Genomic DNA, 22415 nt, shown 5'->3' with positions numbered 1-22415 from the left:
GACAGGCACAGTCACTTTCGGCCGACCTGATCCGAGCGACAGGCCCTAGGGTGAGCACACCCACCCGGAACAGGAGTGCTGATGCCGCAGATCACCGTCGACTATTCCGCCGACCTCGCGGACGGTTTCGACCGGCCCGGGTTCGCCAGGGCGCTGCACGAGGCGACGGTCGAGATCGCGGCCGCGCGACCGCCCGCGTGCAAGACCCGCTTCCGCCGCACCGAGGACATCGTGGTCGGCCCCGAGAGCGAGGGCCACGCCCACGTCCACGTGCACATCGCGCTGCTCGCCGGCCGCACCGACGAGACCAAGGCGCGGCTCACCGAGGCCGCGCTGGAGGCGCTGCGGACGCATCTGAAGCAGCCCGCCGGTCTCGCCCTGCACGCCTCCGCCGAGGTCCGCGACCTCGACCCGTCCTACGCCAAGCACGAGAGCTGAGCCCGCTCAGCCCGCCAGGGCGACCAGCCGGCCGACCAGGTGCGCGAACGGGCCGTCGGCCGGCTCGTCCTTGAGGGCCGTGCGCAGCAGCTGCGTCATCTCCTCGTCGTAGGCGGCGCTGACGGCGGCGAGCGCGGCGAAGTCGTTGACCAGCTGGGGCTCCAGTTCCTCGCGCGGGATGCGCCGCCCGTCCAGCCAGATCAGTGCCGTCGACTCGGCCAGCGAGATCCACGACCGCACCACCAGTTCCAGCCGCGCGGGCGGATCCGTCACGCCCAGGTGCGAAAGGATCTGGACATACGCGGCCTGCCGTACGGAGTCGACGAGTGCGTTGGTCGTCGACGAGCCGACAGCCGGACCACCGCGCATCAGGGCCGAGAATCCGGGCCCGTGCTCGTCCACGAAGTCGAAGTAGCGGCGCATCACGCGCAGCAGCCGAGCCCCGAGCGGACCCTCGTGCGGCTCCACGAACCGGCCCGCGAGATCGTCCGACGCCCGCTTCAACGCGGCCTCGTACAGGCTGAGTTTGCCGGGGAAGTAGTGGTACACCAGCGGCCGCGAGATGCCCGCGGCCGACGCTATCTCGTCGATGGAGACATCGTCGGGCGAGCGGCGGCTGAACAGTTCGAGGGCGACGCCGATCAACTGCTGCCGCCGCTCCTCGACTCCCATCCTGCGGCGAACCCCGGTAGTCATACGAACACCTTACCGATCGAATCCGGCCTCGAACGGGCCGGACCGAGCGCGGATGTCCGCCGACGTGCCGCCGACGCCCCGGGAAGCCGCTCGTCAGCGCAGCCCGCCGACGGAACGGCCGTCCTTCAGCGTCCCCTTCAGCTCGGCCTGCGCCCCCTGTGCGGCGGGCACGGTCAGCGAACTGCCGCGCGCCGCCCCCTCGACCCCGCCGGTGGCCCGGATCGACGCCGTGTCCCGGCTGCCGGCGGCCAGCAGGTACCAGTCACCCGCCTCCGACTTCCACAGCACCCCGGCCAGCACGTGCGGCTCGCGCGCCCCGCAGGCCGGGACGTTCTCGGCCTTCGCCGTGACCGCCCCGTAGGCTCCGCCCGGCGTGTGGAACTGTGCGAGCACCCGCGCACCGCCCCCGCGCCAGGTCTCGGCCCGGGTGCACACCCACACCGCCGAGCCGCTCCCGTCGGGCAGCCGCTGCTCGTTGAACGCCCAGGCGTTGACGCCGCGCACCCCGGCGGACCGCAGCGTGCCCAGCGAGCAGGCGAACGGCGCCCAGCCGGCCAGGGCGGCGGGCCGGGACGCCTCACCCGGGGAGCCCGGCCGCCCGGCGGTCAGCCGCGCCGGGACCAGCTCGCCGAGGTCGGTCAGCAGCCGCGTGCCGGTGCCGTCGGACAGTTGCAGCACGTTCCAGGACGTGCACGGCCCCGACCGCAGCGCCGGGCTGGCCAGCGGCGCGGTCACCCCGTCGGTCAGGGCCAGGTCCATGGCCCCGGAGGCGGGCTTCATCAGATCCCGCTCGCCCGCCTTCCTCACCCAGGGGGCCGTCAGATAGCGGACGTTGCCGTCGGCCCGGCCCAGGACCACCGCGCCCGACTCGGCCCGGCCGGCGCCGTCGACCCGGGCGAAGTCGAGGGCCGCGCCTTGGGTGCCGTCCTTCGGCTCGGCGTACCGGGCGATGCGCAGCCCGTCGTGGAGGATCACCACGCGGGCCGCGTCCACCGTCCCGGCGAACAGCAACTGCGGGGGGCCGGCCGGGCCGCCGGACGGAGTGCCCGGTGTCGCCGAGACCTGGACCGTCCCGCCCGGGCGGGCCCACACCGCCAGGGCGCGGCGCAGCAGGGCCTCGTCCCCGGTGAGGTCACCGCGCGCGGGCCACACGGAGAAGTCGGTGCGCGCCGAGCTGCGCCACGCGTCGGGGGAGACCCTGGTCAGCTTCGCCGGGTCGAGGGCGGCCTGGGCGGCCGGATTGCGCGCGTACGGCGGTGCCGCGGCGCCGTCGGGGCCCCAGCCCTCACCGGGCAGCCCGAGCAGCGCCCCGCAGACCAGCAGGGCGGCACCGGCGGCCAGGGCGGCCTTCAGGTGCTGGCGGCGGCGCATCAGGTCGGTGGGGCGGGCCTGGAGCGAGCAGGGGTCGAACTCGGGCGACTCGAGCAGGCCGTACCGGGCCGGCACCGCGTCCGCCTCGCGCAGGGCGCCCTCGGGGTCGGCGGCGCCGGCCGCCGCGAGGACCTCGCACACGCCCTCGTCGGTCAGCCGCTCCAGACCGCGCAGCGCGTACACCGCCCGGGCCGGGCCGGACAGGCTGGACAGCCGCTGGTCCAGAGCGAGTTCGTCGGCCCCGCCGGAGCGCGGGAACAGCTTCAGGCCCCACACCTGCGGCAGCAGCGCGGGCAGCTGCGCCCGCTTGGGCCACGCCCCGAACCGCAGGGGCAGCCCCGCCTCCAGCGCCGTGCGCAGCACCTGGAGCCGGACGAGGGCGTAGCCCGGGTCGCCGTCCCGGCCGCTCGCCCGGTGTGCGGCTCCGCTCACGGGGCCGGCGCCCCCGGACTGGGCCGGGATCACCGGTGAGGCCGTGCGGTTGCGGGGCAGCGCGCGCTGGGTGAGGGCGTGTGCGGTCAGGACGCGCCTGCTGCGGCCCAGGCGCGGAGGCAGCACCAGATAGGCCAGGCGGACCAGTCGGGGGTAGTGCTCGACGAGGGCGGCCTCGGCCTGCTCGACGTCGACGACCGGGCCGGCGGGGGAGGAGGGTGCGGGGCGCTGGGCGACATCCTGTGACTGCACGTTCAGCAGAACGAGCGAATCGGCGGTTGGTCACCTGACTGCGGAGCGTCACACCCCGGGGGACCCGGCGGGCTCCACGAGCAGCCGGGCGTAGTGCGTCACCGACCGCTGGTAGCGCGGCAGGTGCGGGGCGAGCGCGCCCAGCACCAGCGACAGCGCCTCGCGGTCACGGCCCAGACTCGACAGGCACAGGGCGAGGACGGCCCGCACCGGATCGTCCAGCTCGTCGGAGGGCGCGTCCAGTTCCGGCGTCAGCAGCGCCACGCCCTCATCGGCGCGCCCGATGTTGCGCAGGGAGCTGGCCAGCTGGATCTTCGTCCGGCGGGCCTTGTAGCGGCTGACGCCGGGCAGGCCGCGCCGCAGCGCCTCCCGGTACAGCGGCACCGCCAGGTCGGAGCGGCCGGTGGAGTCCCAGGCGCAGGCCTGCTCGAACGGCCCGAGCGGGCTGCCGGCGGGCAGTTCGGCGACGAGGGCGTCCACGTCGGCGCGGAAGCGGGCCTCGCCCTCCTCCGTCTCGGCGTAGTCGTCGAAACGGTCCCACAGGGCGCTCACGCGCTCTTCCCAGTCCTGGTCCACCGGGTCACCCTCGCACAGGAGTGCCGCCGCGGGCAGGTGGGTTTTGAGTGCTTCGGCCTCCGCAGCCGTATCGAAGGCGAGAGCCTCGTGCCGGGGCTCCGTGCGGCATGTGTCCGGACCGTGCCGTGACCAGGACCGTGCCGTCACAAGGACCGGAGGAACAGATGAGGGTGACCCGACCGATGCTCGCGCTGAGCGGCGCGGTGGCGATACTGGCGCTGGCCGGCTGCGGAACGGGCGGCGAGGACGAGGCGGCCGTCCCGGAGGCGGTGACCGGCAGCCTGGAGCACATCGCGGCCGAGGCCAAGTGCAAGCCGAACATGCAGACCGACGCGGACACCATCCGCCAGGCCCTGTGCAGGAAGGGCAAGGAGAAGTACGTCCTCGCCACCTTCGCCACCGACCGGGGCCAGCGCGAGTGGCTGAACAGCGCCAAGGACTACGGCGGCTACTACCTCGTCGGCCGCAAGTGGGTCGCCGTGGGCCAGGAGAAGACGGTCACGGCCCTGCAGGGCACCCTCGGCGGCACGATGGAGGAGGGCTCGGCACACATGAACCCCGGCGGCAGCCACAACCGCGGCGGCCACCACGGCTGAGGACACCGGGGGCGGCCGGAACGAGAGAGAGCCGGCGGTGGGGATTCCCACCGCCGGCTCTCTCGTGCGGCCGGGGACTACTGGCAGTCCTCACCGCTGTTGATGCACTGGACCATCTCGTTCATCAGGTTCTCGTCGAAGAAGTTGATGAAGTCGTTGTGGTCGGTGATCGGCTTGTGCAGCTGCTCCGGGAAGGAGTCCACCGCGAAGGCGTTCTGCACCTGGCCGTTGTCGATCTGCGGCGCCTGGATGTCGTAGACCAGGCGGACCTGGAGCTGGGGGATGGCCTTGAAGCCGTTCGAGCAGCTGCCGTCCGCCTCCACGAAGTCCACGTGGGTGCGGTGGTTGGCGCTGTCGATGTTCTGGCCGTCCCAGCAGCTCTGGAAGTTGGACGTGCGCACCACGGAGCTGCCGTCGGGGCAGATCGGGTACTTGTCCGTCACCTGCCGGTCCTCGAAGCCGGTGCAGCTCCAGGCCGTGTTGGCGTTGTTCAGGCCGTTGGTGAGGGACTTGGCGTCACCGGTGATGATGCGCAGCGCCTTCGGCATGGCGACGACGTCGCTCGTCCGGTTGCCGACGAACTTCAGCTGCGCCTCGGCCGGCTCGACGATCTTGCCGACGTTGCCGTCCTGACCACCGCCGGGCTGGCCCTGGTCGATGTCCTGCGACCCGTCCTGGATGCGCAGCACCGGCCAGAAGTACGAGGACTTGTCGCCCTGGTTCTGGCAGGTGGTCTGGGCGTTGGCCAGGTCCTCGTCGCTCGCGAAGGCGTTGTTGCTCTGGTTGCCGACGTAGTCGTGCTGGTGCTTGGCGCCGTTGGAGACACCGGGCGCCACGATCACGTTGTCCGAGTTGCGGTTCTCGTTCTCGTTGGTGCCGCAGGACGTGGTGAAGGTGCCGGTGGAGCCGCCGTCGCCGTTCGCCGGCAGGCCGTTGGGCAGGTTGCGGCTGTTCGGCTGGACGTCCTCGATCTTGATGAAGTCGTCCGCCGCGGGACCGTTGCCGCCCTGGCCGCCGTTGTTGTTCTGGCCGCCGTTCTGCCCGCCGTTGTTGTTCTGACCGCCGTCGTTCTGGCCGCCGTTGTTCTGGCCCTGGTCCTGGCCGCCGTTGTTGTTCTGGCCGCCGTTCTGCCCGCCGTCGTTGGTGTTGGCGTCGGCGGCCATGCCGCGGCACTTGGCCAGCTGACCGAGGTTGCGCGGGGCCTTGCCGCCCACCCGCCGGATGTTGATGCCGATACGGTCCAGGGCCGCGGTCCGCTTCGACCTGAGCGGGCCCAGGATGGCGTTGTCGACGAAGCCCGGGTCACCGGCCTGCGCCCGGCGCGTGGAGGCGAGCCGGGAGTACGCCTCACTGATCTGCTTGTCGAGGTTCGCCAGCTCCTTGTCCACCCCCCGGCGGGCGCGGTTGGGCACCGACGTCAGTTTCTGGCCGACGTCCGGGCACTGGATCGTGGCGATCTGCCAGCCCGCGGACTTCGTCCGGTTCGCCGAGTTCGACTCGTGCGCCGATGCGTAGAAGTTCGCCCAGATCAGCCCGCCCCCACCGAGCGCTAGGGCCGCCGATGCGGCAATGGCCTTGGTGGCCAGCGGCGTACGGCGTTTTCTTGTGTTGCGTCCCATGGAACTCCTCTGACTTCCTTTTTCGGGGGCATCGAGGCGCCCGACAGGAGTGAAGCGGCCCCCTTCCATACGGAGGCCGCCCCCGAGGTGTTCAGGGGTCCTGAGAATTGATGCGAGATTCGTGAGGACTCTGTGCCCTCAACAACCGCTGTGAAACCGGGAGTTGCCGATCCCGCACCGAGGGTGAGGGGGCCGGTCCGGCGTCACCGGCCGTGGTCGAGATACGCGAGGACCGCCAGCACGCGCCGGTTGTCGTCGTCCGAGACCTCCAGGCCCAGCTTGGCGAAGATGTTCGCGGTGTGCTTGGCGATGGCCCGCTCGGTCACGACCAGCTTGCCGGCGATCGCCGCGTTGGACCGGCCCTGCGCCATCAGCTCCAGCACCTCCCGTTCCCGCGGCGTCAGCCGCGCCAGCGGCCGGTCCTCGCCGGACTGCCGCGCCAGCAGCTGCTGGATGACCTGCGGGTCCATCGCCGTCCCGCCGGCGGCCACCCGCCGCACCGCGTCCACGAACTGCTCCGCGTCGAAGACCCGGTCCTTCAGCAGATAGCCGACCCCGCCGCTGCCGTCGGCGAGCAGTTCGCGGGCGTACAGCTGCTCCACGTGCTGGGAGAGCACCAGCACCGGAAGGCCGGGTCGCCTGCGGCGGGCGTCGAGCGCGCACTGCAGGCCCTCGTCGGTGTGCGTCGGCGGCAGCCGCACGTCCACCACGGCGACGTCCGGGTCGAGTTCCGCCAGCGCGGCGGCCAGTTCGGGCCCGGACTCGACGGCCGCCGCGATCTCGAAGCCGTGCGCCTGCAGCAGCCGCACCAGGCCGTCGCGCAGCAGGAACAGGTCTTCGGCCAGGACTACGCGCAAGGGATCTCCATGGTGACCATGGTGGGGCCGCCCACGGGACTGCTGACGGCCAGGACGCCGTCGAATGTACCCAGTCGCCGTTCCACCCCGGCCAGCCCCGAGCCGGCCCCGACCACCGCCCCGCCCCTGCCGTTGTCCGTGACGGTCGCCCGCAGCATGCCGTCCGCCCGGTGCAGGTCGATCCAGATCCGGTCGGCGCCGGAGTGCTTCACGGCGTTGGCGAGGACCTCGCTCACCGCGAAGTACGCGGCCGACTCCACCGGTGCCTCCGCCCGCCCGGGCAGGTCCACGCTCACCTCGGTGGCCACCGGCAGCCGCAGCGCCAGCGCCCGCACCGCGTCGCCCAGCCCGCGTTCGGCGAGGACCGGCGGGTGGATGCCGCGCACCAGCTCGCGCAGCTCGGCCAGGGCCTCGACCGAGGAGGCGCGGGCCTGCGCGACGAGCAGCCGGGCCTGGGCCGGGTCCTTGTCCAGCAGGACCTCGATGGTGCCCAGGTCCATGCCGACGGCGACCAGACGCGCCTGGGCCCCGTCGTGCAGGTCCCGCTCGATGCGCCGCAGCTCGGCGGCGGAGGCGTCGACCGCGTCGCGCCGGGTCTCGGTCAGCACCCGCACCCGCTCGGCCAGTTCCTCCTGGCTGCCGCCGAGCACGGCCCGGGTCAGCCGGAAGTGCACGTCCAGCAGGCGCGGTGCGAAGAAGTGCGCGAAGAACAGCAGCACCAGGGCCAGGGCCGCCGCGCCGAAGGCCGACGCCTGCCCCGTCACCGGCACGAACCCGTACCAGTACCCGTCGGGGAAGACCCGCCACAGGCCGACGGCGAGCGCGAACCCCTCCAGCGGGTACAGCAGCAGCACGGCCGGGAGCAGCGCGGTGACGAACCCCGCGGTCATGTCGACCGGCAGCCATCCCAGGTCCCGCCAGGTCGCCGGGTCGCGCAGCATCCCGAAGGTGCGCGCCCACGGGTTGGCGTCCTTCGGCAGCGGCCGGTACGCCGGCGGGATCCGCACCCCGCCCCACTCGGCCGCGAGCAACCGCCGCCAGTTCGCGAACGCGCGGACGCCCCCCAGCACGTAGGGCGTCGTGACGAGCCCGACGCCGATCGGTATGAGCGCGATCGAGAGCAGGGACAGGGAGAAGCACAGCACCGCCCCCGGCAGGCCGACGAGGGCCAGCGCCAGTCCGCGCACGGCGGCGAGCCCGATGCGCCGTCCGTCGATCCGCCCGTTGCCGTTCTTCGTGTCGGTGGTCATGGCGTCAGTCTGGCCGAGCCCGGCGGCCCGGTCACGGGGCCGGGCCACCGGCTCGGGGGTGGTGCTACCTACACCCCCGGGCCGGTGCCGGCGGGCCGGCTCACCCGCTCCCGAGCACCTTCGCCTCCACCTCGGGGTCGAGACCCGGGCGGGGGCGGTCGGGGCGCTGGGGGGCCGTGCCCCCGCGCTCCCGGAGCCACTGCCAGGTGTCCGCCACCGTCTCCTCCACGGGCCGGCAGGCCAGCCCCGCCCCGACCGCCCGGGAGACGTCCGCGCTGTGCAGCGCGTCGTGCAGGTCGCTGCCCGGCGGCACCCACACCGGCAGCTGCGTCCACGGCTCGATGCCGGCGTCGAGGATCGCCCCGGGCTCGGTCCAGCGCAGCTCGGCCCGCCCGCCGGTGACCCGCGCGCAGGCCTCCAGCAGGCGGCCCATGGTGGCGTGCCCCTGCGGGGAGACCAGGTTGTACGGCCCGCTCAGCCGCCGCTGCGCCGCGTGCAGGATCCACGCGGCCAGGTCGCGGACGTCCACGTACTGCAAGGGCAGTTCGCGCGGTCCCGGGGCCAGGACGGGGCCGCCGCGCGCGGTCCTGGCCAGCCACCAGGGCAGCCGGCCGATGTTCTCGTGCGGGCCGAGGATCAGGCCCGACCGCACGAGCACCGACCGGTCCTCGCCGAAGGCGTCCAGCACGGCCAGTTCACCGCCGCGCTTGTCCCGGGCGTAGTCCGTCTGCTCCGCCTCGGCCGAGGCGCCCGGCACCAGGGGGGCGTCCTCGCCGTACCCGGCGGGCGGGGACCAGGCGTACACCGAGCAGCTCGACACGTACACGTACCGCCCGGCGCGGTCCCGCAGCAGCCGTGCCGCGTCCGCCACCGCGCGGGGCGCCGCCGACCAGGTGTCGACGACGGCGTCCCACTCGCCCGGGTCCCCGGCCAGGGCGGCCAGGCCTCCGGGCGCGGTCCGGTCGCCGAGCAGCGTCCGCGCGCCCGGCGGGGCGTCGTGCCGTCCCCGGTGGAAGACGGTCACGTCCCAGCCCCGCTCCAGGGCCGTCTCCACGACGGCCCGCCCCACGAACTCCGTCCCGCCCAGCATCAGCAGTCTCATGCCGTGCACTGTGCCCGGTGGGGCGGCCCCGGGGAACGGTCATCTGCTCTCGGCAGAGGCGGGAACGGCCGCTCGCGGGAACGGCCGATGATGGGACCGCCGATCACGGGACCGGCCGATGATGGGACCGCCGATCACGGGACCGGCAGATCACGAGGGCGGGGCGGGCGCGGGACCGGGCGGGGCGCGGGAGGAGCCGTCAACGGCCCGTCGGCGGCACGTACTTGTAGCCCACGCGCCGCACGGTGCGGATCGTGTCGCGGTACTCCGCGCCCAGCTTGCGGCGCAGCCGCGCGACATGGACGTCGACCGTGCGGCCGTCGCCCACGTGCCCGTAGCCCCACACCGTGCCGACCAGCTGGTCGCGGGTGTGCACCCGGCCCGGGTGGGCGACGAGATGGGCCAGCAGCTCGAACTCCAGGTAGGTGAGGTCCAGCGGCCGTCCGGCCACCTGCGCGGTGCGCTGCACGGTGTCGACGCGGATCAGCGCGTCACCGCCCGGCCCGGGGGCCGCCCCGGACTCCGCCGCGACGGGCCGGTCCGGCACGGCCATCGGGAACGGCGGCTGCTGGTCGGCCGGGACGAGCACCAGGTAGCCGACCATCGGCGGCTGTCCCGGCAGGGTGGGCAGGGTGTGCTGCGGTGCCGGGAGCCAGGTGGCGCCCGGGGGCAGCAGGTCGGCCACGGTCAGCACCTCGTCGCGGTCGACGGCGCGCAGCCGGTGCCGGGGGCCGTGGCCGGCGGAGGCGGTGAAGGGGGCGGCGGGGGACAGGGAACGAGTGGTCGCCATGAGAGGTCAGCTCTTTCGCGCGAGGAGTTCGCCGGGGAGACGGCGGCCGCGAGTTCGTGGTCGGGCTCGCCGAGGGACGTACGCGGTTCGCGCTGGCCGGAGGCCGGGTGTGGGCGGCTTCAGCAGGCCTGCGCGTTCGTCGCGCGGCAACACACCCGGTCGAAGTCGTGGTCCTGGCGGGACGGCCAGAAGGGCTCGAGGTCGTGGCGACCCGTCGCGGCGTTCTTCCGGTAGCTGGCCATGGCCCCATTGAAGCAGACGTCCCCGCGACGCAGGGACCTTCTCTCACCCCTCGGACACCCGTCGGACGGCCGAGGGGGCGCCCACCACGCGGGTGGGCGCCCCCGGGGAGCCGGTCGACGGGCCGGTCAGACCTGGCCGGCCTTCTCCAGCGCCGCGCAGCACGTGTCGACCAGCAGACGCGTCACCACGTACGGGTCGACGTTGGCGTTGGGGCGGCGGTCCTCGATGTAGCCCTTGCCGTCCTTCTCGACCTGCCACGGGATGCGCACCGAGGCGCCGCGGTCCGAGACGCCGTAGGAGTACTTGTCCCAGGGGGCGGTCTCGTGCAGGCCGGTCAGACGGTCGTCGATGCCGGCGCCGTAGTTCTTGACGTGGTCGAGCGGCTTGGAGCCCTCGCCGAGCGACTCGCAGGCGGTGATGATCGCGTCGTAGGACTCGCGCATCGCCTTGGTGGAGAAGTTGGTGTGCGCACCGGCGCCGTTCCAGTCGCCCTTGACCGGCTTGGGGTCGAGGGTGGCGGCGACGTCGAAGTCCTCGGCGGTGCGGTAGAGCAGCCAGCGGGCCACCCACAGCTGGTCGGAGACCTCCAGCGGCGCCAGCGGGCCGACCTGGAACTCCCACTGGCCGGGCATGACCTCGGCGTTGATGCCGGACAGGCCGAGGCCGGCCTTGAGGCAGTTGTCGAGGTGCGCCTCGACGACGTCCCGGCCGAAGATCTCGTCGGCGCCGACCCCGCAGTAGTAGCCGCCCTGGGGGGCCGGGAAGCCGCCCTTGGGGAAGCCGAGGGGGTAGCCGTCCTTGAAGAACGTGTACTCCTGCTCGATGCCGAAGATCGGTTCCTGCGCCGCGAACCTCTCGGCCACCTCGGCCAGCGCCGCCCGCGTGTTGGTGGGGTGCGGGGTGAGGTCGATGTTCAGCACCTCGCACAGGACCAGCACGTCCTCGCCGCCGCGGATCGGGTCGGGACAGGTGAAGACCGGCCGCAGGACGCAGTCCGAGGAGTGGCCCTCGGCCTGGTTGGTGGAGGACCCGTCGAAGCCCCAGATCGGCAGCGCGTCCAGACCGGCGGGCGAACCAGGGATGATCCTGGTCTTGGACCGCAGCTTGGCCGTCGGTTCGGTGCCGTCGATCCAGATGTACTCAGCCTTGAAGGTCACGGGCCACTTCCTTCGGGGTGTGTCCGGGCGCGTATCGCGGGTGCTGCGGCGCTGCCGCACTGAGGCGCCGCGAGGTGCTGCCCGGCAGCCTGGCAACCGGCGATTACCCGGCCGTTGCCCGGGTGTGAACCCCGTGTTACCCGGTCGTCCCGGTGGCGCCGTGCACCGGCTCCCCTCCGTCGAGCCGGTGCACGGGCCGCATGGGCCGCACGGCCCTCACGCGCGCCGGTCCTGCCACCCCTGGCCGGGGGTGGCAGGACCGGTGACACGTACGAGGGGCGGCCGAGGGGTGGGCCGCCGCCTCAGGGACCTGTCCGGTCGTCCGGCCTCACCCCACCTTCTCGATCACGGCCCGGCGGATCAGGAACTTGCCGGACTCACGGACCTGTTCGAAAGCCGCGTTGTTCAGCAGGACGCAGCTGCCGGAGACCGAAGTGACCTCCACCGTCGTGGACTTGTTGTTGTCCAGGTTGGTGACCTTCAGCTTCGTGCCGGCCGGGAACTGGTTGCTGGACGCGGCGGGCGCACCGCCCTCACCGGAGAGCGTGACCGTGGAGCCGTTGCACACCTGCCGGCCGGCCGCGGCACCGCCGCCGGGGTTCGCCGCGGGTGCGGAGGCGGCCGGCTGCGAGGGCTGCGCGCCCCCGGCCTGCTGACCGCCGCCGGCCTGCTGGCCACCGCCGGCCTGCTGGCCACCGCCGGCCTGCTGACCGCCCTGAGCGGGCTGCGAGGGCTGCGCGGCTTGGGAGTCCTGAGCCGACTCCCCGACCGCGCACCCCGACGCCTCCTGCTTCCGCTTGATCTCCGCGACGACCGCCTCGCGGTTGGCGATCCGCGCCTCGGACTGGGCGTCCGGATTGGCCCGCTGGTCCGCGATGAACTTCTGGTTGTTGCCCAGGGCCGTGGCGAGACCGAGGCAGACGGTCGACTCCGACGCGGACTTGGGGGTCGGCGCGGCGTTCGACGTGCTCGCCATGACGAAGGCCCCGCCTCCCGCCACCGCCGCCGCGCCGACCAGCAGCGCGATCGTCTTGTTCGTGCCGAGAGTTCTCCTGCGCGACATGCGCGCCTCCTGAAGAGGTAGGGGAGCGTACGCCGCTATGTACGAGATACCGAACGGGGTTGCTCAGCGGTCGCAGGAGTCGGCCGAGTGACCTGCACCACACCCGGTGGGGGGCGGGGTCAACGCGACAGGGCGTCCCGTACGGCCTCGTCGGTCCGGGCCACGACCGCCGTGCCGTCGTCCGCGGTGATGATCGGGCGCTGGATCAGCTTGGGGTGCTCGGCGAGCGCCGCGATCCACCGGTCGCGCGAACCGGCCTCGCGGGGCCAGTCCTTGAGGCCGAGCTCCTTGGCGGCGGCCTCCGCGGTGCGGGTGATGTCCCACGGTTCGAGTCCGAGCCGCGTCAGCACCTCGCGGATCTCGTCCTCGCTCGGCACGTCCTCCAGGTAGCGGCGGACGGTGTAGTCGGCGCCCTCGGCGTCGAGCAGCTGCACGGCACTGCGGCACTTCGAACAGGCCGGGTTGATCCAGATCTCCATGGGCAGCACAGTACGCGCACCGCCCTCTGTTCGATTTTCTGACGCCTCAGCAGCCTCTCCCGAACCTGCCGTGCCGAAGTGTCAATTCCCGCCCTCACCTGCGCATTTGACGGGCTGTGCGCACTCCCCGTTGTCAGTGCCCGGCGGTACACTGGAAGCAGTGTTCGAGGGTGGCGCCGGGGTGCGGAAGTCCCGGGGTCACCCGACCGCGACAGGAGGATGCCTGTGCCCGCTGCCGCTCTGAAGCCGAAGTCCAAGCCGCTGCCCACCCAGTCCACCGCGAAGCGTCCCGTCCTGCTCGACCTGCCGTACGCCCCCGTGGAGAAGCGGCCGCTGCCGCCCGGCCGGCCGCGGGAGTGGTACGTGGCGCACAACCGGCGCCTCAAGGCGATGCGGCTGGCCATCGCCCTGCTCGACTCCGGCGTCCACATGCCGGGCCAGGCGCGCAACGAGACGATCCGCGACGCGGCGGAACTGATCGGCGTCCACCCGCCGTCGGACACGACGTGCCACATGGTGCGCGCGCTCATGCGCTACGCCCGCTGAACCGCCGCGCTCCGGGCGCCGGGAACCCCGATCCGGGGGTGCCCGGCGCCCGCTCGCGGCCCCGGAGCGGAGGCTGTCCGGCGTCCGCTCGCTTGCCCGCACGCCCCGGACCACGGGCCCCTGCGCGTGCTCACGCGGCCCGGCCCGGCCCGGCGCCGGGACCACCGGCGGGTTCAGCCGGGCGAACCCCTCCTGGCGCTCGTAGGGGAAGTAGGGGTAGGGCGCCGGTCGGTGGCTCACCGCGTCGAGCCGGGCCACCTGCTCGGGGGTGAGGCTCCAGCCGACGGCGCCGAGGTTCTGCCGCAGCTGCCGCTCGTCGCGGGCGCCGATGATGACGGAGGACACCGTGGGCCTGCCGAGCAGCCAGTTGAGGGCGATCTGCGGGACCGCCTTCCCCGTCTCCCCGGCGATCTCGTCCAGTACGTCGACCACGTCGTAGAGGTGCTCCGTGCGGACCGGCGGGCCGAAGTCGGCGGTGCGGTGCAGCCGGCTGCCGGGCGGCAACGGGCTGCCGCGGCGGATGCGGCCGGTGAGGCGGCCCCAGCCCAGCGGGCTCCAGACGATCGCGCCCAGGCCCTGGTCGAGCGCGAGCGGCATCAGCTCCCACTCGTAGTCGCGGCCGATCAGCGAGTAGTACACCTGGTGGGCCACGTGGCGCGGGTGCCCCTGCCGCTCCGCGACGGCCAGTGACTTCATCACCTGCCAGCCCGAGAAGTTGGAGACGCCGGTGTAGCGCACCTTGCCCGCCCGCACCAGTGACGCGAGCGCGTCCATGACCTCCTCCACCGGCGTCCCGGCGTCGAAGGCGTGCAGCTGGAACAGGTCGATGCGGTCGGTGCGCAGCCTGCGCAGGGCGTCCTCGCAGGCGCGGATCAGCCGGGAGCGCGAGGAGCCGGCGTCGGTGGGCCCGTCGCCCATCGGCAGGCTCGTCTTGGTGGAGATGATCACCTCGTCCCGGCGGCCCTCCAGAGCCGCCCCGAGCACCTCCTCGGAGGCGCCGCCGGAGTAGACGTCGGCGGTGTCGAACATCGTGATGCCCGCCTCCAGGCAGATGTCCACCATCCGGCGCGCCTCCCGCGCGTCGGTCGTGCCCCACGCGCCGAACAGCGGGCCGCTCCCGCCGAAGGTGCCCGCCCCGAAGCTCAGCGCCGGGACCATGAGCCCGGACGCGCCCAGTCGCCTGTGTTCCATGTCCGCCCCTCTCGCTGCAGACCCGCCCTAACGGTTCTGCGGTTCCATTAGTGGTCACTAAAGTAGCAGGAGGCATTGGCTAATGGAACAGGAGTACCGTTATGGCTGACGGGGGCGAACCGGGGACCGTGCGGCCCGGGGGACGCACCGCGCGGGTCCGGGAATCGGTGCTGCGGGCCGCGGAGGACGCCCTCACCGAGTCCGGCGTCACCGGGCTGGACCTCGCCGACATCGCCCGCCGCGCCGGAGTGGGCAAGACGACCGTGTACCGCCGCTGGGGCACGGTGACCGGGCTGGTGGCGGACCTCCTGGCGGACATGGCCGAGCAGTCGGCTCCGCGCACCGAGACCGGGACCCTGCTCGGCGACCTCACCGCCAACGCCCGGCTCGTGCAGCGCACCCTGACGGACCCCCGGCAGGGGCCCCTGTTCAAGGCGCTGATCGCCGCGGCGACCGGCGACCCCCGGACGGCGGCCGCCCTGCACCGCTTCTACGACGTCCGCGTCCGGGAGTGGGCCCCGTGCGTGCGGCAGGCCGCAGACCGGGGCGAGGTGCCCGAGGGCACCGACCCGCACGAGGTGATCCGCGCGGTGTCCGCCCCGCTCTACTACCACCTGCTGATCAGCGGAGGCCGGCTGGACGAGGCGATGGCCGTCCGGGCCGCCGAGGCGGCGGCCACGGCGGCCCGGGCCGGGGTGTTCGTACGCCCGTGACGGACACGGCCCCGCAGACGCCGGCTATGCCACCAGCTCCTTCTCCAGAGGAGTGCGGAAACGCGGGGTGACCCGGGTCGTCCCGAGCAGGCCGCGCAGCCGCTCCGCCTCCCTCTCGACGGCCGCGCGGGCCTCCCGGCCGACGCCCGCCTCGTCGAGGATCCGCCACACGATCTCCCCGTCCGGGCGCTGGGCCCAGCCGCCGATCACCCGGCCGTCCCACCACACCGTCGGGCCGACGTTGCCGCTGCGGTCGAAGAGCCGCGGCCGCACCTCGGGCGCGAGGTACCAGTCGCGCTGCTGCCAACCCATGGCGGTCGGATCGAGAGCGGGCAGCAGCGCGGCCCAGGGACCGTCGGGCCCGGGCGCCGGTTCCGCGTCACCCCGCGCCACGAAGCCCGTGCCCCCGTCCAGCTCCACCTGCTCCGCCCCGATCGCCACCAGCGCGCGGCGCACCTCCGTCACCCGCCAGCCCGACCACCACTTCAGGTCGGCCTCGGTGGCCGGACCGCACACCGCGAGCCACCGCCCGAGCAGGTCGGCCTGCGCCGCGGCCGTGTCCAGCTCCTCGTGCTCGGGCGCGAGGGCCCAGCGGAACTGACTGGACGTCCAGGAGCCGAGCGGCCGGCCGCGCACCACCTTGCCCTCCACGCCCAGCACCTTCAGCAGCCGGGTCGAGACGCGGTGCAGCCCCTCGTAGCTCTTCCCCGCCCCGTATACGAACTGCTCGCGCAGACGCGGCTCGTCCCGGGCCAGCTCGGCCGCCGTCGCCTGCCCGCGCCGGGCGAGGGCCGCCAGCGTCGACTCCTCGACCTCGCGCAGCCAGGCCGCGTCCGGCGCCCCCGCCGCCGCCATGTGCGCGAGCAGCGCGGCCCGCTCCCTCGCGGCGACCGCCAGCCCCGTCGAGGCGTGCACGACCGCCGTCAGGGTCGTGGGGAACACGAAGACCGTGTGCCGCATGCCGTGCATCCGCACCAGGGTCCGGTCCTCGTACAGCGCGCGCTCGGTCTCCGGCACGGCCTTCGCCGGGTCCGCCAGCCGCGCGCCCACGGCCAGGTACACCGTCGCCGGGTCCGTGCCGTGCAGCGCCACCAGGGACTCGGCGACCTGCTCGGGCGTGGCCGCCCGGGCCTGCCCGGCCAGCCGCTGCCGCAACGCGAGCCGGGCCCGCCGCTCCACCCCGCCGATGTACCGCCGCGCCTCCATACCGGCCTCCCCGTCCCGGCACCGCCTGACCGGCGGCAACCGCTCATCCCGACGACGCACCGCCGCCCACCGGCATCATCGCGCCCCCCACCGACAACGCGCCCGCGATCACCCGCCGCCGCTCAGCCGTACCGCTCCAGCAGCCCCCTCACATACGCCTCCAGCCGCTCGCCCAGCACCCGCGGTGTCAGATCCGTCCGGCCCAGCTCGCGCCACGGCCCGGCCAGTTTCGCCGCGTCCGGGACGTAGGCCAGCGCGTCCAGCAGCCGCCAGTACAGATGCGCGGACCCGTCCGCCGAACACCGGCCGCCCCACGCCTCGTACGCGCCCCGGAACGCGAGACCGTGCTCGGGCCCGTACAGCAGCGCGAGCGCCGTCGCACAGTGGGCCACGTCGAGGTCGGCGGGCCCCCACGAGGTCTCCACCCAGTCGACGACGCCACTGATCCGCAGGCCTGCCCCCGAGCCGGTGAACAGCACGTTCCCGGGGTGGAAGTCCCGGTGCAGGAAACAGCCCTCGTACGGAGGCGGCTCCCGGCGGATCACCTCCACGGCCCGCTCCCACACCGCACCCGCCGGCGCCGCCACCCGCTCCGGCGACGTCCACGCCTGGTAGGTCCGGGGCCGCTCGGCGGGGACGACCCGGTGGATCCGGGCCAGCTGGGCCGCGAGCAGGTCCACCCTCGGGCCGACGTCGTCCTCGTCGACCCGCACCCGGCCCGGCAGGAGCGTCATCAGCAGCGAGGGGTGATCGCAGTGCTCACCCGTCGCGTCCACACCGACCAGGGCGGGGGCCGGCACCCCCTCCTCACCTGCCAGCAGGGTCAGGATCTCCGCCTCGCGACCCAGGAGCCCGCCCGCGTGCCGGCGGAAGAACGGCTTCACGAAGGACCGCAGGGCGAGTTCGCGGCCGTCGTCCAGCGTGAGCCGTCGCATCTGGGCGCTCCAGCCGCCGCTCAGGAACGCCGAGCCGGTCACCGTGCGGCCCTCGGGCAGCTGCTTGGCCACCCACGCGCGCGTGGCCGTCCAGCCCCCCTCGCCGAGCCCGGCCAGTACGGCGGCCACGAACTCCCGCCGGTCGGCGGCATGGTCGCGGAACCACAGTCCCAGCCGGTGCCGGGCCCCGGGAAACTCCCGGTGGGTGAACTGCGCCCGCCCGGCCAGCGCCTCGGAGACCGCCTGGGTCACGGCCGCCGGGATGACCTCGTCCCGGCCCGGCACCGCGAGCACGGCCCGCCCCTCGTACGCCCGCAGCACCTCCAGGGCGGGCGAACCGCGCCAGCTCCCCTCCGCGCGGATGAGCTCGCTGAACCGCCCCTCACCCGAGCCGAACGGCATGTCCCAGGCGTCGGCCGCGTACACCGCCGGCGCGCACAGTCCCAGGGCCGCCACCCGGTCCCCGTAGTGCCGGGTGAGATCAGCCACCGTCTGCCCGCTCATGCTGAACCCGACGAGCACCAGCGGCCCGTCCACGCGCGCGTGCGCGTCGATCACGGACACGGCCTGCTCGAAACGGCGGCGCAGGCTCAGCTCCCGCAGCAGGCCGGTGCTGCGGCCGTGGCCGGAGAAGTCGAAGGCGAGAGCGCGGCAGCCGTGCGCGGCGAACTCCTCCAGCAGCGGCACCAGCCGCTCCGCGCTGCCGTTTCCCGCGCCGTGCAGCAGCACGACGGTCGCCCCACCGGGCCGGTCCGTACCGCAGCGCAGCCCGCCGAGCCGCTCGCCGTCGGCCGTGTGCGTGAAGGGGGTCGGCTCACTCATGCGGTCATTCACTCACGCGGACCGCGGCCTGCGGGGCGGTTCACAGACCCGGCGCCCCCCACACCGGGGACCAGCGGCCCGGGTCCTGCTCGACGGGCAGTTCGGCGCGGAGTGCGGAACCCACCTGGCGTTCCAGGGCGTTGTCGCGCCGCTCCGCCCCGCCCGGCAGGGGCGCGAACGGGTAGAACGTGCCCCGTCTGTAGAGGTGGACCAGGGCAAGACGCCGTCCGGCGCGGTCCTCGAACCCGGCCCAGCTGCACAGCAGTTGCGGGCCAAAACCGTTGACCTCCATCTGGCTGTTGACGGCGTGCAGGTCGTTCACCAGCGCCGGCAGCTGACCGGGGGAGCGGCGGGAGACCAGCCACGAGCAGCCGTAGCCGTCCGTGCGCAGCTCCAGCGGCGGTCCGTCGCGGTCGGTGTCGGCGTCCAGCAGCGCCTGCACCTCCCGGTGGGTCTGCTCGAAGGCGGCGCCCTCCACCGTGGAGAAGCAGACCGCGCCCCGCCCCGTGGGCGTGAAGCCGGCGGCCGCCTCCAGGGTCAGGGCCGCGGACGGCAGAGCGAAGAGCCGGTCGAGATCCGGGACGACCGGCTTGGTCCGGCCGAGCAGGATGTCCAGCAGACCCATGGGCCGCTCACCGCCTCACCTCGCGCAGTCAGGCACTGGTTCCCCAGCCAGTGTGCGCCGCGCTCACCCATGAGCGGGTCGCGATCACCTCCGCTCCGGGCAAAGCCGCCACCTACGCACGGCCATCGGCCACCGACCCCGGAGCAGCCCCGGCCACCGCCCCAGGAGCAGCCCCGGCCACCCGACCTCGGCGCAGCCCAGCCACCGCGCTCGCGCACGACCGTCGGCCACCGCCCCCGCGCACGGCCGTCGGCCACCGGCCCCGGGCGGCCCGGCCCGGCACCGACCGCCGAGCCTGCGGCCGAGACGGGCATGGCCGTCAGGCCCCGGACTCCACCGCGTACCCGGGCACCGACGGCCACCGCACCGTCAGCACCACCGACTCCTCCTCCGCGCGCCAGGAATGGTCGACGCCCCGCCCCCACACCACGTAGTCGCCCTGCCGTCGCAGCAGCACGCTGCGCCCCGGCAGTTCGACGCGGAAACGCCCGCTGATCAGGACCAGCAGCGCGGTGCGCTGCTCGCCGCGCACCCACTCGGCGCGCTCGTCGCCCGGGGGGTGGACCCCCCACTTGATCTCGACGTCCTCGCTGTGCCGAGGGTCCCCGGCGGCCTTGAAGTGCCCCAGGATCCATCCCCGGTCCAGCGCGGCGTCCTCGCCGGCGTTGCCCGTGTACACGCTGTCGTCCACGGGCCCGGACGCTAGCAGGGCCGCGGGCTAGGGCCTGTCGTTCGGATCATTCCGGCGTCGCGTGGCCTGGCACGCCCATCTGCGGCGTTGTCGTCGGTTGCCAACGCTCCGCGTTGACGCCCTCCTCCGCCTTGCAGCTGGACGCACCAGACCCCGCTCGAGTCGGCTGACAGAGCCGAGCCTCATAGCCGGGCTGATCCAAACGACAGACCCTAGAACGGGGGACGGAAGTCCAGGTACCCGAGCAGGACGATCACCGCCGCCAGGCCGCCGAGCACCACGGCCGTCGACACCCACGGGGACCGGCGGCGCGCGCGGCCCACGTGCCCGGGTTCGGGACGGAAAGGCACCGGCCCCGGCGGGTCGTGCTTCCAGCGGGCGGCGAGCATGCGGGCCCGCGCGGACGGCTCCTTGTGCTCGGCGCCGTCAGCCCACCGGATGTCGAACTCGCGCTCCTCGTCGTCCCGTCCCGGCATCCCCGCACCCTTTCTCGAACAACCGTCCCCCTAGATGATCCCCCTCGGGGGCCCGCCTGGGAAGCGCGGCCCGGGCGCGGACGACGGTGCCCCCGCCTCCACTGCGGGAGACGGGGGCACCGGACGGACGACGGGGGCGTCGCTCACACGTCGAAGTACAGCTCGAACTCGTGCGGGTGCGGACGCAGCTGGAGCGGCGCGATCTCGTTGGCGCGCTTGAAGTCGATCCACGTCTCGATCAGGTCCGGGGTGAACACGTCACCCTGGAGCAGGAACTCGTGGTCGGCCTCCAGGCGGTCCAGGACCGCGCCGAGGGAGGTCGGGACCTGGGCGACGTTCGCGTGCTCCTCGGGAGCCAGCTCGTACAGGTCCTTGTCGATCGGCTCGGCCGGCTCGATCTTGTTCTTGATGCCGTCCAGGCCGGCGAGCAGCAGCGCCGAGAAGGCCAGGTACGGGTTGCCGGAGGCGTCCGGGGCGCGGAACTCGACGCGCTTGGCCTTCGGGTTGGAGCCGGTGATCGGGATGCGCATGGCCGCGGAGCGGTTGCGCTGCGAGTACACCAGGTTCACCGGCGCCTCGAAGCCCGGCACCAGGCGGTGGTAGGAGTTCACCGTCGGGTTGGTGAAGGCCAGCAGCGACGGGGCGTGCTTGAGGATGCCGCCGATGTAGTAGCGGGCGGTGTCCGACAGGCCCGCGTAACCGGCCTCGTCGTAGAACAGCGGCTGGCCGCCGGTCCACAGCGACTGGTGGACGTGCATGCCCGAGCCGTTGTCACCGAAGATCGGCTTCGGCATGAAGGTGGCCGTCTTGCCGTTCTTCCACGCCACGTTCTTCACGATGTACTTGAAGAGCTGGAGGTCGTCGGCGGCGGCGAGCAGCGTGTTGAACTTGTAGTTGATCTCGGCCTGGCCGGCGGTGCCCACCTCGTGGTGCTGGCGCTCGACCTTCAGGCCGGCCCGCTCCAGCTCCAGGGAGATCTCGGCGCGCAGGTCGGCGAAGTGGTCGACCGGCGGGACCGGGAAGTATCCGCCCTTGTAGCGCACCTTGTAGCCGCGGTTGTCCTCCAGCGCACCGGTGTTCCAGGCGCCGGCCTCGGAGTCGATGTGGTAGAAGGACTCGTTCGCGCTGGTGGCGAAGCGGACGGAGTCGAAGACGTAGAACTCCGCCTCGGGGCCGAAGTACGCCGTGTCGGCGATGCCGGTGGAGGCGAGGTAGGCCTCGGCCTTCTTGGCCACGTTGCGCGGGTCGCGGGAGTACTGCTCGCCCGTGATCGGGTCGTGGATGAAGAAGTTGATGTTCAGCGTCTTGTCACGGCGGAACGGGTCGACCCGGGCGGTCGACAGGTCCGCGCGCAGGGCCATGTCGGACTCGTGAATGGCCTGGAAACCCCGGATCGAGGAGCCGTCGAAGGCCAGCTCCTCCTCCGCGTCGAACGCCTCCGCAGGCACCGTGAAGTGCTGCATCACGCCCGGGAGGTCGCAGAAGCGGACGTCGACGAACTTGACGTCCTCGTCCGCGATGAACTTCTTGGCCTCGTCGGCGTTCTGGAACATCCAGCTCCTCCTACTCCCGACCGTCCCGCCGGGGTGGTAGTTCGTTCGTGCGGCCAGTGCGGGTGGCACACGCTGTCCTCGACCCTAGGGACGGGTGATTTCTCGGGCGTGACCCGTTTGTTTCGCACAAGTTAACCGGCTCACCCTCCACCGTAGCCCCGACGCACCCCGCCGTGCTCCGGTCATATGGGGGCGCAGTACCGTGGACGGGTGGACAACAGGCAAGCAATCGGATCGTGGCTCTCGGGGCCCCGCGCGGCCGCGGAAGAGGCCGGTGTCGACTTCGGCTACCGGGGCGAGCAGCTCGGCCTGCCCGAGGAGGGCTCCGGCTCGATCGCCCGCCCGGGCCGGCGGATCGGCGCCCTGGCCGTGGACTGGGGGCTGAGCCTGCTCATCGCGTACGGCCTGATCGCCGACAGCTACAACGAGGCGGCGCAGGTCTGGGCGCCGCTGATCATGTTCGCGCTGATGGTGCTGACGGTCGGCACGGTCGGCTTCACGCCGGGCAAGCGCCTGTTCGGCATCCGGGTGCTCGCCCTGGACACCGGCCGGGTCAGCCCTTGGCGGGCCGTCGTGCGCACGGTCCTGCTGTTCCTCGCGATCCCCGCCCTGATCTGGGACCGCGACGGCCGCGGCCTGCACGACCGGCTGGCCGGCACCGTCGAGGTCCGCATCTGACGTACGCGCCGAGCACCTGCCGCGTGCCGCGCACCCGTACGACGAAGGGGCGCCCGGA

23 protein-coding genes and 1 pseudogene are annotated in these 22415 nt (G+C 73.4%); 5 read left to right on the top strand and 19 right to left on the bottom strand.

All coding sequences use genetic code 11. The features are described from left to right. Positions 1–81 precede the first annotated feature (81 nt). Positions 82–438: a 5-carboxymethyl-2-hydroxymuconate Delta-isomerase gene (locus tag ACZ6ZN_RS09205; RefSeq protein WP_469644535.1), complete on the top strand. Its 357-nt coding sequence runs from the start codon at positions 82–84 to the stop codon at positions 436–438. A gap of 6 nt (positions 439–444) precedes the next feature. Here ACZ6ZN_RS09205 and ACZ6ZN_RS09200 read toward each other — a convergent pair whose 3' ends face one another. From ACZ6ZN_RS09200 to ACZ6ZN_RS09190, 3 genes are all read right to left on the bottom strand, one after another. After that, the gene (locus ACZ6ZN_RS09200) at positions 445–1134 is read right to left on the bottom strand and encodes a TetR/AcrR family transcriptional regulator (protein WP_469644532.1); all 690 of its coding nucleotides are present in this window, start codon (positions 1132–1134) and stop codon (positions 445–447) included. Positions 1135–1227: 93 nt separating this feature from the next. After that, a complete protein-coding gene (locus ACZ6ZN_RS09195; RefSeq protein ID WP_469644530.1) occupies positions 1228–3189 on the bottom strand; it encodes a hypothetical protein in 1962 nt (653 codons plus the stop codon). A gap of 48 nt (positions 3190–3237) precedes the next feature. Then, positions 3238–3765, bottom strand: coding sequence for a tetratricopeptide repeat protein (locus ACZ6ZN_RS09190; RefSeq protein ID WP_469644527.1), 528 nt, complete (start codon positions 3763–3765; stop codon positions 3238–3240). Positions 3766–3929: 164 nt separating this feature from the next. Between ACZ6ZN_RS09190 and ACZ6ZN_RS09185 the strand changes: the two genes are divergently transcribed. After that, positions 3930–4361: a hypothetical protein gene (locus ACZ6ZN_RS09185; protein ID WP_398111248.1), complete on the top strand. Its 432-nt coding sequence runs from the start codon at positions 3930–3932 to the stop codon at positions 4359–4361. Between the two features lie 77 nt (positions 4362–4438). On the opposite strand, the gene ACZ6ZN_RS09180 is transcribed toward ACZ6ZN_RS09185, so the two are convergent. The 9 genes from ACZ6ZN_RS09180 to ACZ6ZN_RS09140 all read right to left on the bottom strand — a co-directional run bounded on the left by ACZ6ZN_RS09180 (position 4439) and on the right by ACZ6ZN_RS09140 (position 12921). After that, positions 4439–5980 (bottom strand): DUF1996 domain-containing protein, encoded by a 1542-nt coding sequence (locus ACZ6ZN_RS09180; protein WP_398111247.1) that lies wholly within the window; start codon positions 5978–5980, stop codon positions 4439–4441. A gap of 203 nt (positions 5981–6183) precedes the next feature. Next, on the bottom strand, positions 6184–6837 hold the full coding sequence (locus ACZ6ZN_RS09175) for a LuxR C-terminal-related transcriptional regulator (RefSeq protein ID WP_398111246.1): 654 nt from the start codon (positions 6835–6837) through the stop codon (positions 6184–6186). Next, a complete protein-coding gene (locus tag ACZ6ZN_RS09170) occupies positions 6828–8087 on the bottom strand; it encodes a sensor histidine kinase (RefSeq protein WP_469644524.1) in 1260 nt (419 codons plus the stop codon). Before ACZ6ZN_RS09170 ends, ACZ6ZN_RS09175 begins: the two co-directional genes overlap by 10 nt. A gap of 100 nt (positions 8088–8187) precedes the next feature. Then, complete coding sequence (locus tag ACZ6ZN_RS09165) at positions 8188–9189, bottom strand: NAD-dependent epimerase/dehydratase family protein (protein WP_469644521.1); 1002 nt, start codon at positions 9187–9189, stop codon at positions 8188–8190. 199 nt (positions 9190–9388) lie between these two features. Continuing rightward, positions 9389–9979 carry a winged helix-turn-helix domain-containing protein gene (locus tag ACZ6ZN_RS09160; protein ID WP_469644518.1) on the bottom strand — a complete coding sequence of 197 codons (591 nt, stop codon included), beginning with the start codon at positions 9977–9979 and terminating at the stop codon, positions 9389–9391. A gap of 119 nt (positions 9980–10098) precedes the next feature. After that, a complete protein-coding gene (locus ACZ6ZN_RS09155) occupies positions 10099–10221 on the bottom strand; it encodes a hypothetical protein (RefSeq protein WP_398111242.1) in 123 nt (40 codons plus the stop codon). Positions 10222–10347: 126 nt separating this feature from the next. Continuing rightward, complete coding sequence (glnII, locus tag ACZ6ZN_RS09150; protein ID WP_398111241.1) at positions 10348–11379, bottom strand: glutamine synthetase; 1032 nt, start codon at positions 11377–11379, stop codon at positions 10348–10350. Positions 11380–11707: 328 nt separating this feature from the next. Next, positions 11708–12442, bottom strand: coding sequence for an RlpA-like double-psi beta-barrel domain-containing protein (locus ACZ6ZN_RS09145; RefSeq protein ID WP_469644514.1), 735 nt, complete (start codon positions 12440–12442; stop codon positions 11708–11710). 119 nt (positions 12443–12561) lie between these two features. Further along, on the bottom strand, positions 12562–12921 hold the full coding sequence (locus ACZ6ZN_RS09140) for an arsenate reductase family protein (RefSeq protein ID WP_398111238.1): 360 nt from the start codon (positions 12919–12921) through the stop codon (positions 12562–12564). Positions 12922–13146: 225 nt separating this feature from the next. On the opposite strand from ACZ6ZN_RS09140, the gene ACZ6ZN_RS09135 reads away from it, so the two are divergent. Further along, positions 13147–13467 carry a hypothetical protein gene (locus tag ACZ6ZN_RS09135; protein ID WP_451879226.1) on the top strand — a complete coding sequence of 107 codons (321 nt, stop codon included), beginning with the start codon at positions 13147–13149 and terminating at the stop codon, positions 13465–13467. A gap of 159 nt (positions 13468–13626) precedes the next feature. Here the strand turns inward: ACZ6ZN_RS09135 and ACZ6ZN_RS09130 are convergent. Then, a pseudogene (locus tag ACZ6ZN_RS09130) lies at positions 13627–14658 on the bottom strand (aldo/keto reductase); the annotation flags it as partial. Positions 14659–14759: 101 nt separating this feature from the next. Here ACZ6ZN_RS09130 and ACZ6ZN_RS09125 point away from each other — a divergent pair. Beyond that, entirely contained in the window at positions 14760–15371 is a 612-nt protein-coding gene (locus ACZ6ZN_RS09125; protein ID WP_469644510.1) for a TetR/AcrR family transcriptional regulator, read from the top strand. A 24-nt stretch (positions 15372–15395) separates the two neighbouring features. Here the strand turns inward: ACZ6ZN_RS09125 and ACZ6ZN_RS09120 are convergent, their stop codons facing one another. The 6 genes from ACZ6ZN_RS09120 to glnA all read right to left on the bottom strand — a co-directional run bounded on the left by ACZ6ZN_RS09120 (position 15396) and on the right by glnA (position 21679). Beyond that, positions 15396–16577 carry a winged helix DNA-binding domain-containing protein gene (locus tag ACZ6ZN_RS09120; protein ID WP_469644507.1) on the bottom strand — a complete coding sequence of 394 codons (1182 nt, stop codon included), beginning with the start codon at positions 16575–16577 and terminating at the stop codon, positions 15396–15398. Between the two features lie 122 nt (positions 16578–16699). Continuing rightward, complete coding sequence (locus tag ACZ6ZN_RS09115) at positions 16700–18334, bottom strand: alpha/beta fold hydrolase (protein ID WP_469644505.1); 1635 nt, start codon at positions 18332–18334, stop codon at positions 16700–16702. A 40-nt stretch (positions 18335–18374) separates the two neighbouring features. Next, positions 18375–18959, bottom strand: coding sequence for a PspA-associated protein PspAB (gene pspAB / locus ACZ6ZN_RS09110; RefSeq protein ID WP_469644502.1), 585 nt, complete (start codon positions 18957–18959; stop codon positions 18375–18377). A gap of 319 nt (positions 18960–19278) precedes the next feature. Continuing rightward, positions 19279–19650: a cupin domain-containing protein gene (locus tag ACZ6ZN_RS09105; protein ID WP_469644499.1), complete on the bottom strand. Its 372-nt coding sequence runs from the start codon at positions 19648–19650 to the stop codon at positions 19279–19281. A 212-nt stretch (positions 19651–19862) separates the two neighbouring features. Further along, a complete protein-coding gene (locus ACZ6ZN_RS09100) occupies positions 19863–20126 on the bottom strand; it encodes an SCO2583/SCO2584 N-terminal domain-containing protein (protein WP_451879220.1) in 264 nt (87 codons plus the stop codon). Between the two features lie 143 nt (positions 20127–20269). Continuing rightward, positions 20270–21679, bottom strand: a complete 1410-nt coding sequence (gene glnA / locus ACZ6ZN_RS09095) for a type I glutamate--ammonia ligase (RefSeq protein WP_369196108.1) — start codon at positions 21677–21679, stop codon at positions 20270–20272. Positions 21680–21889: 210 nt separating this feature from the next. On the opposite strand from glnA, the gene ACZ6ZN_RS09090 reads away from it, so the two are divergent. Beyond that, the gene (locus ACZ6ZN_RS09090; protein ID WP_451879219.1) at positions 21890–22357 is read left to right on the top strand and encodes an RDD family protein; all 468 of its coding nucleotides are present in this window, start codon (positions 21890–21892) and stop codon (positions 22355–22357) included. The last annotated feature ends 58 nt before the right edge of the window (positions 22358–22415 follow it).

Source organism: Streptomyces sp. NPDC053665 (assembly GCF_055585285.1).
Note: the sequence above shows the minus strand (reverse complement) of the source record. Positions and strands in the feature narration are given on the sequence as shown.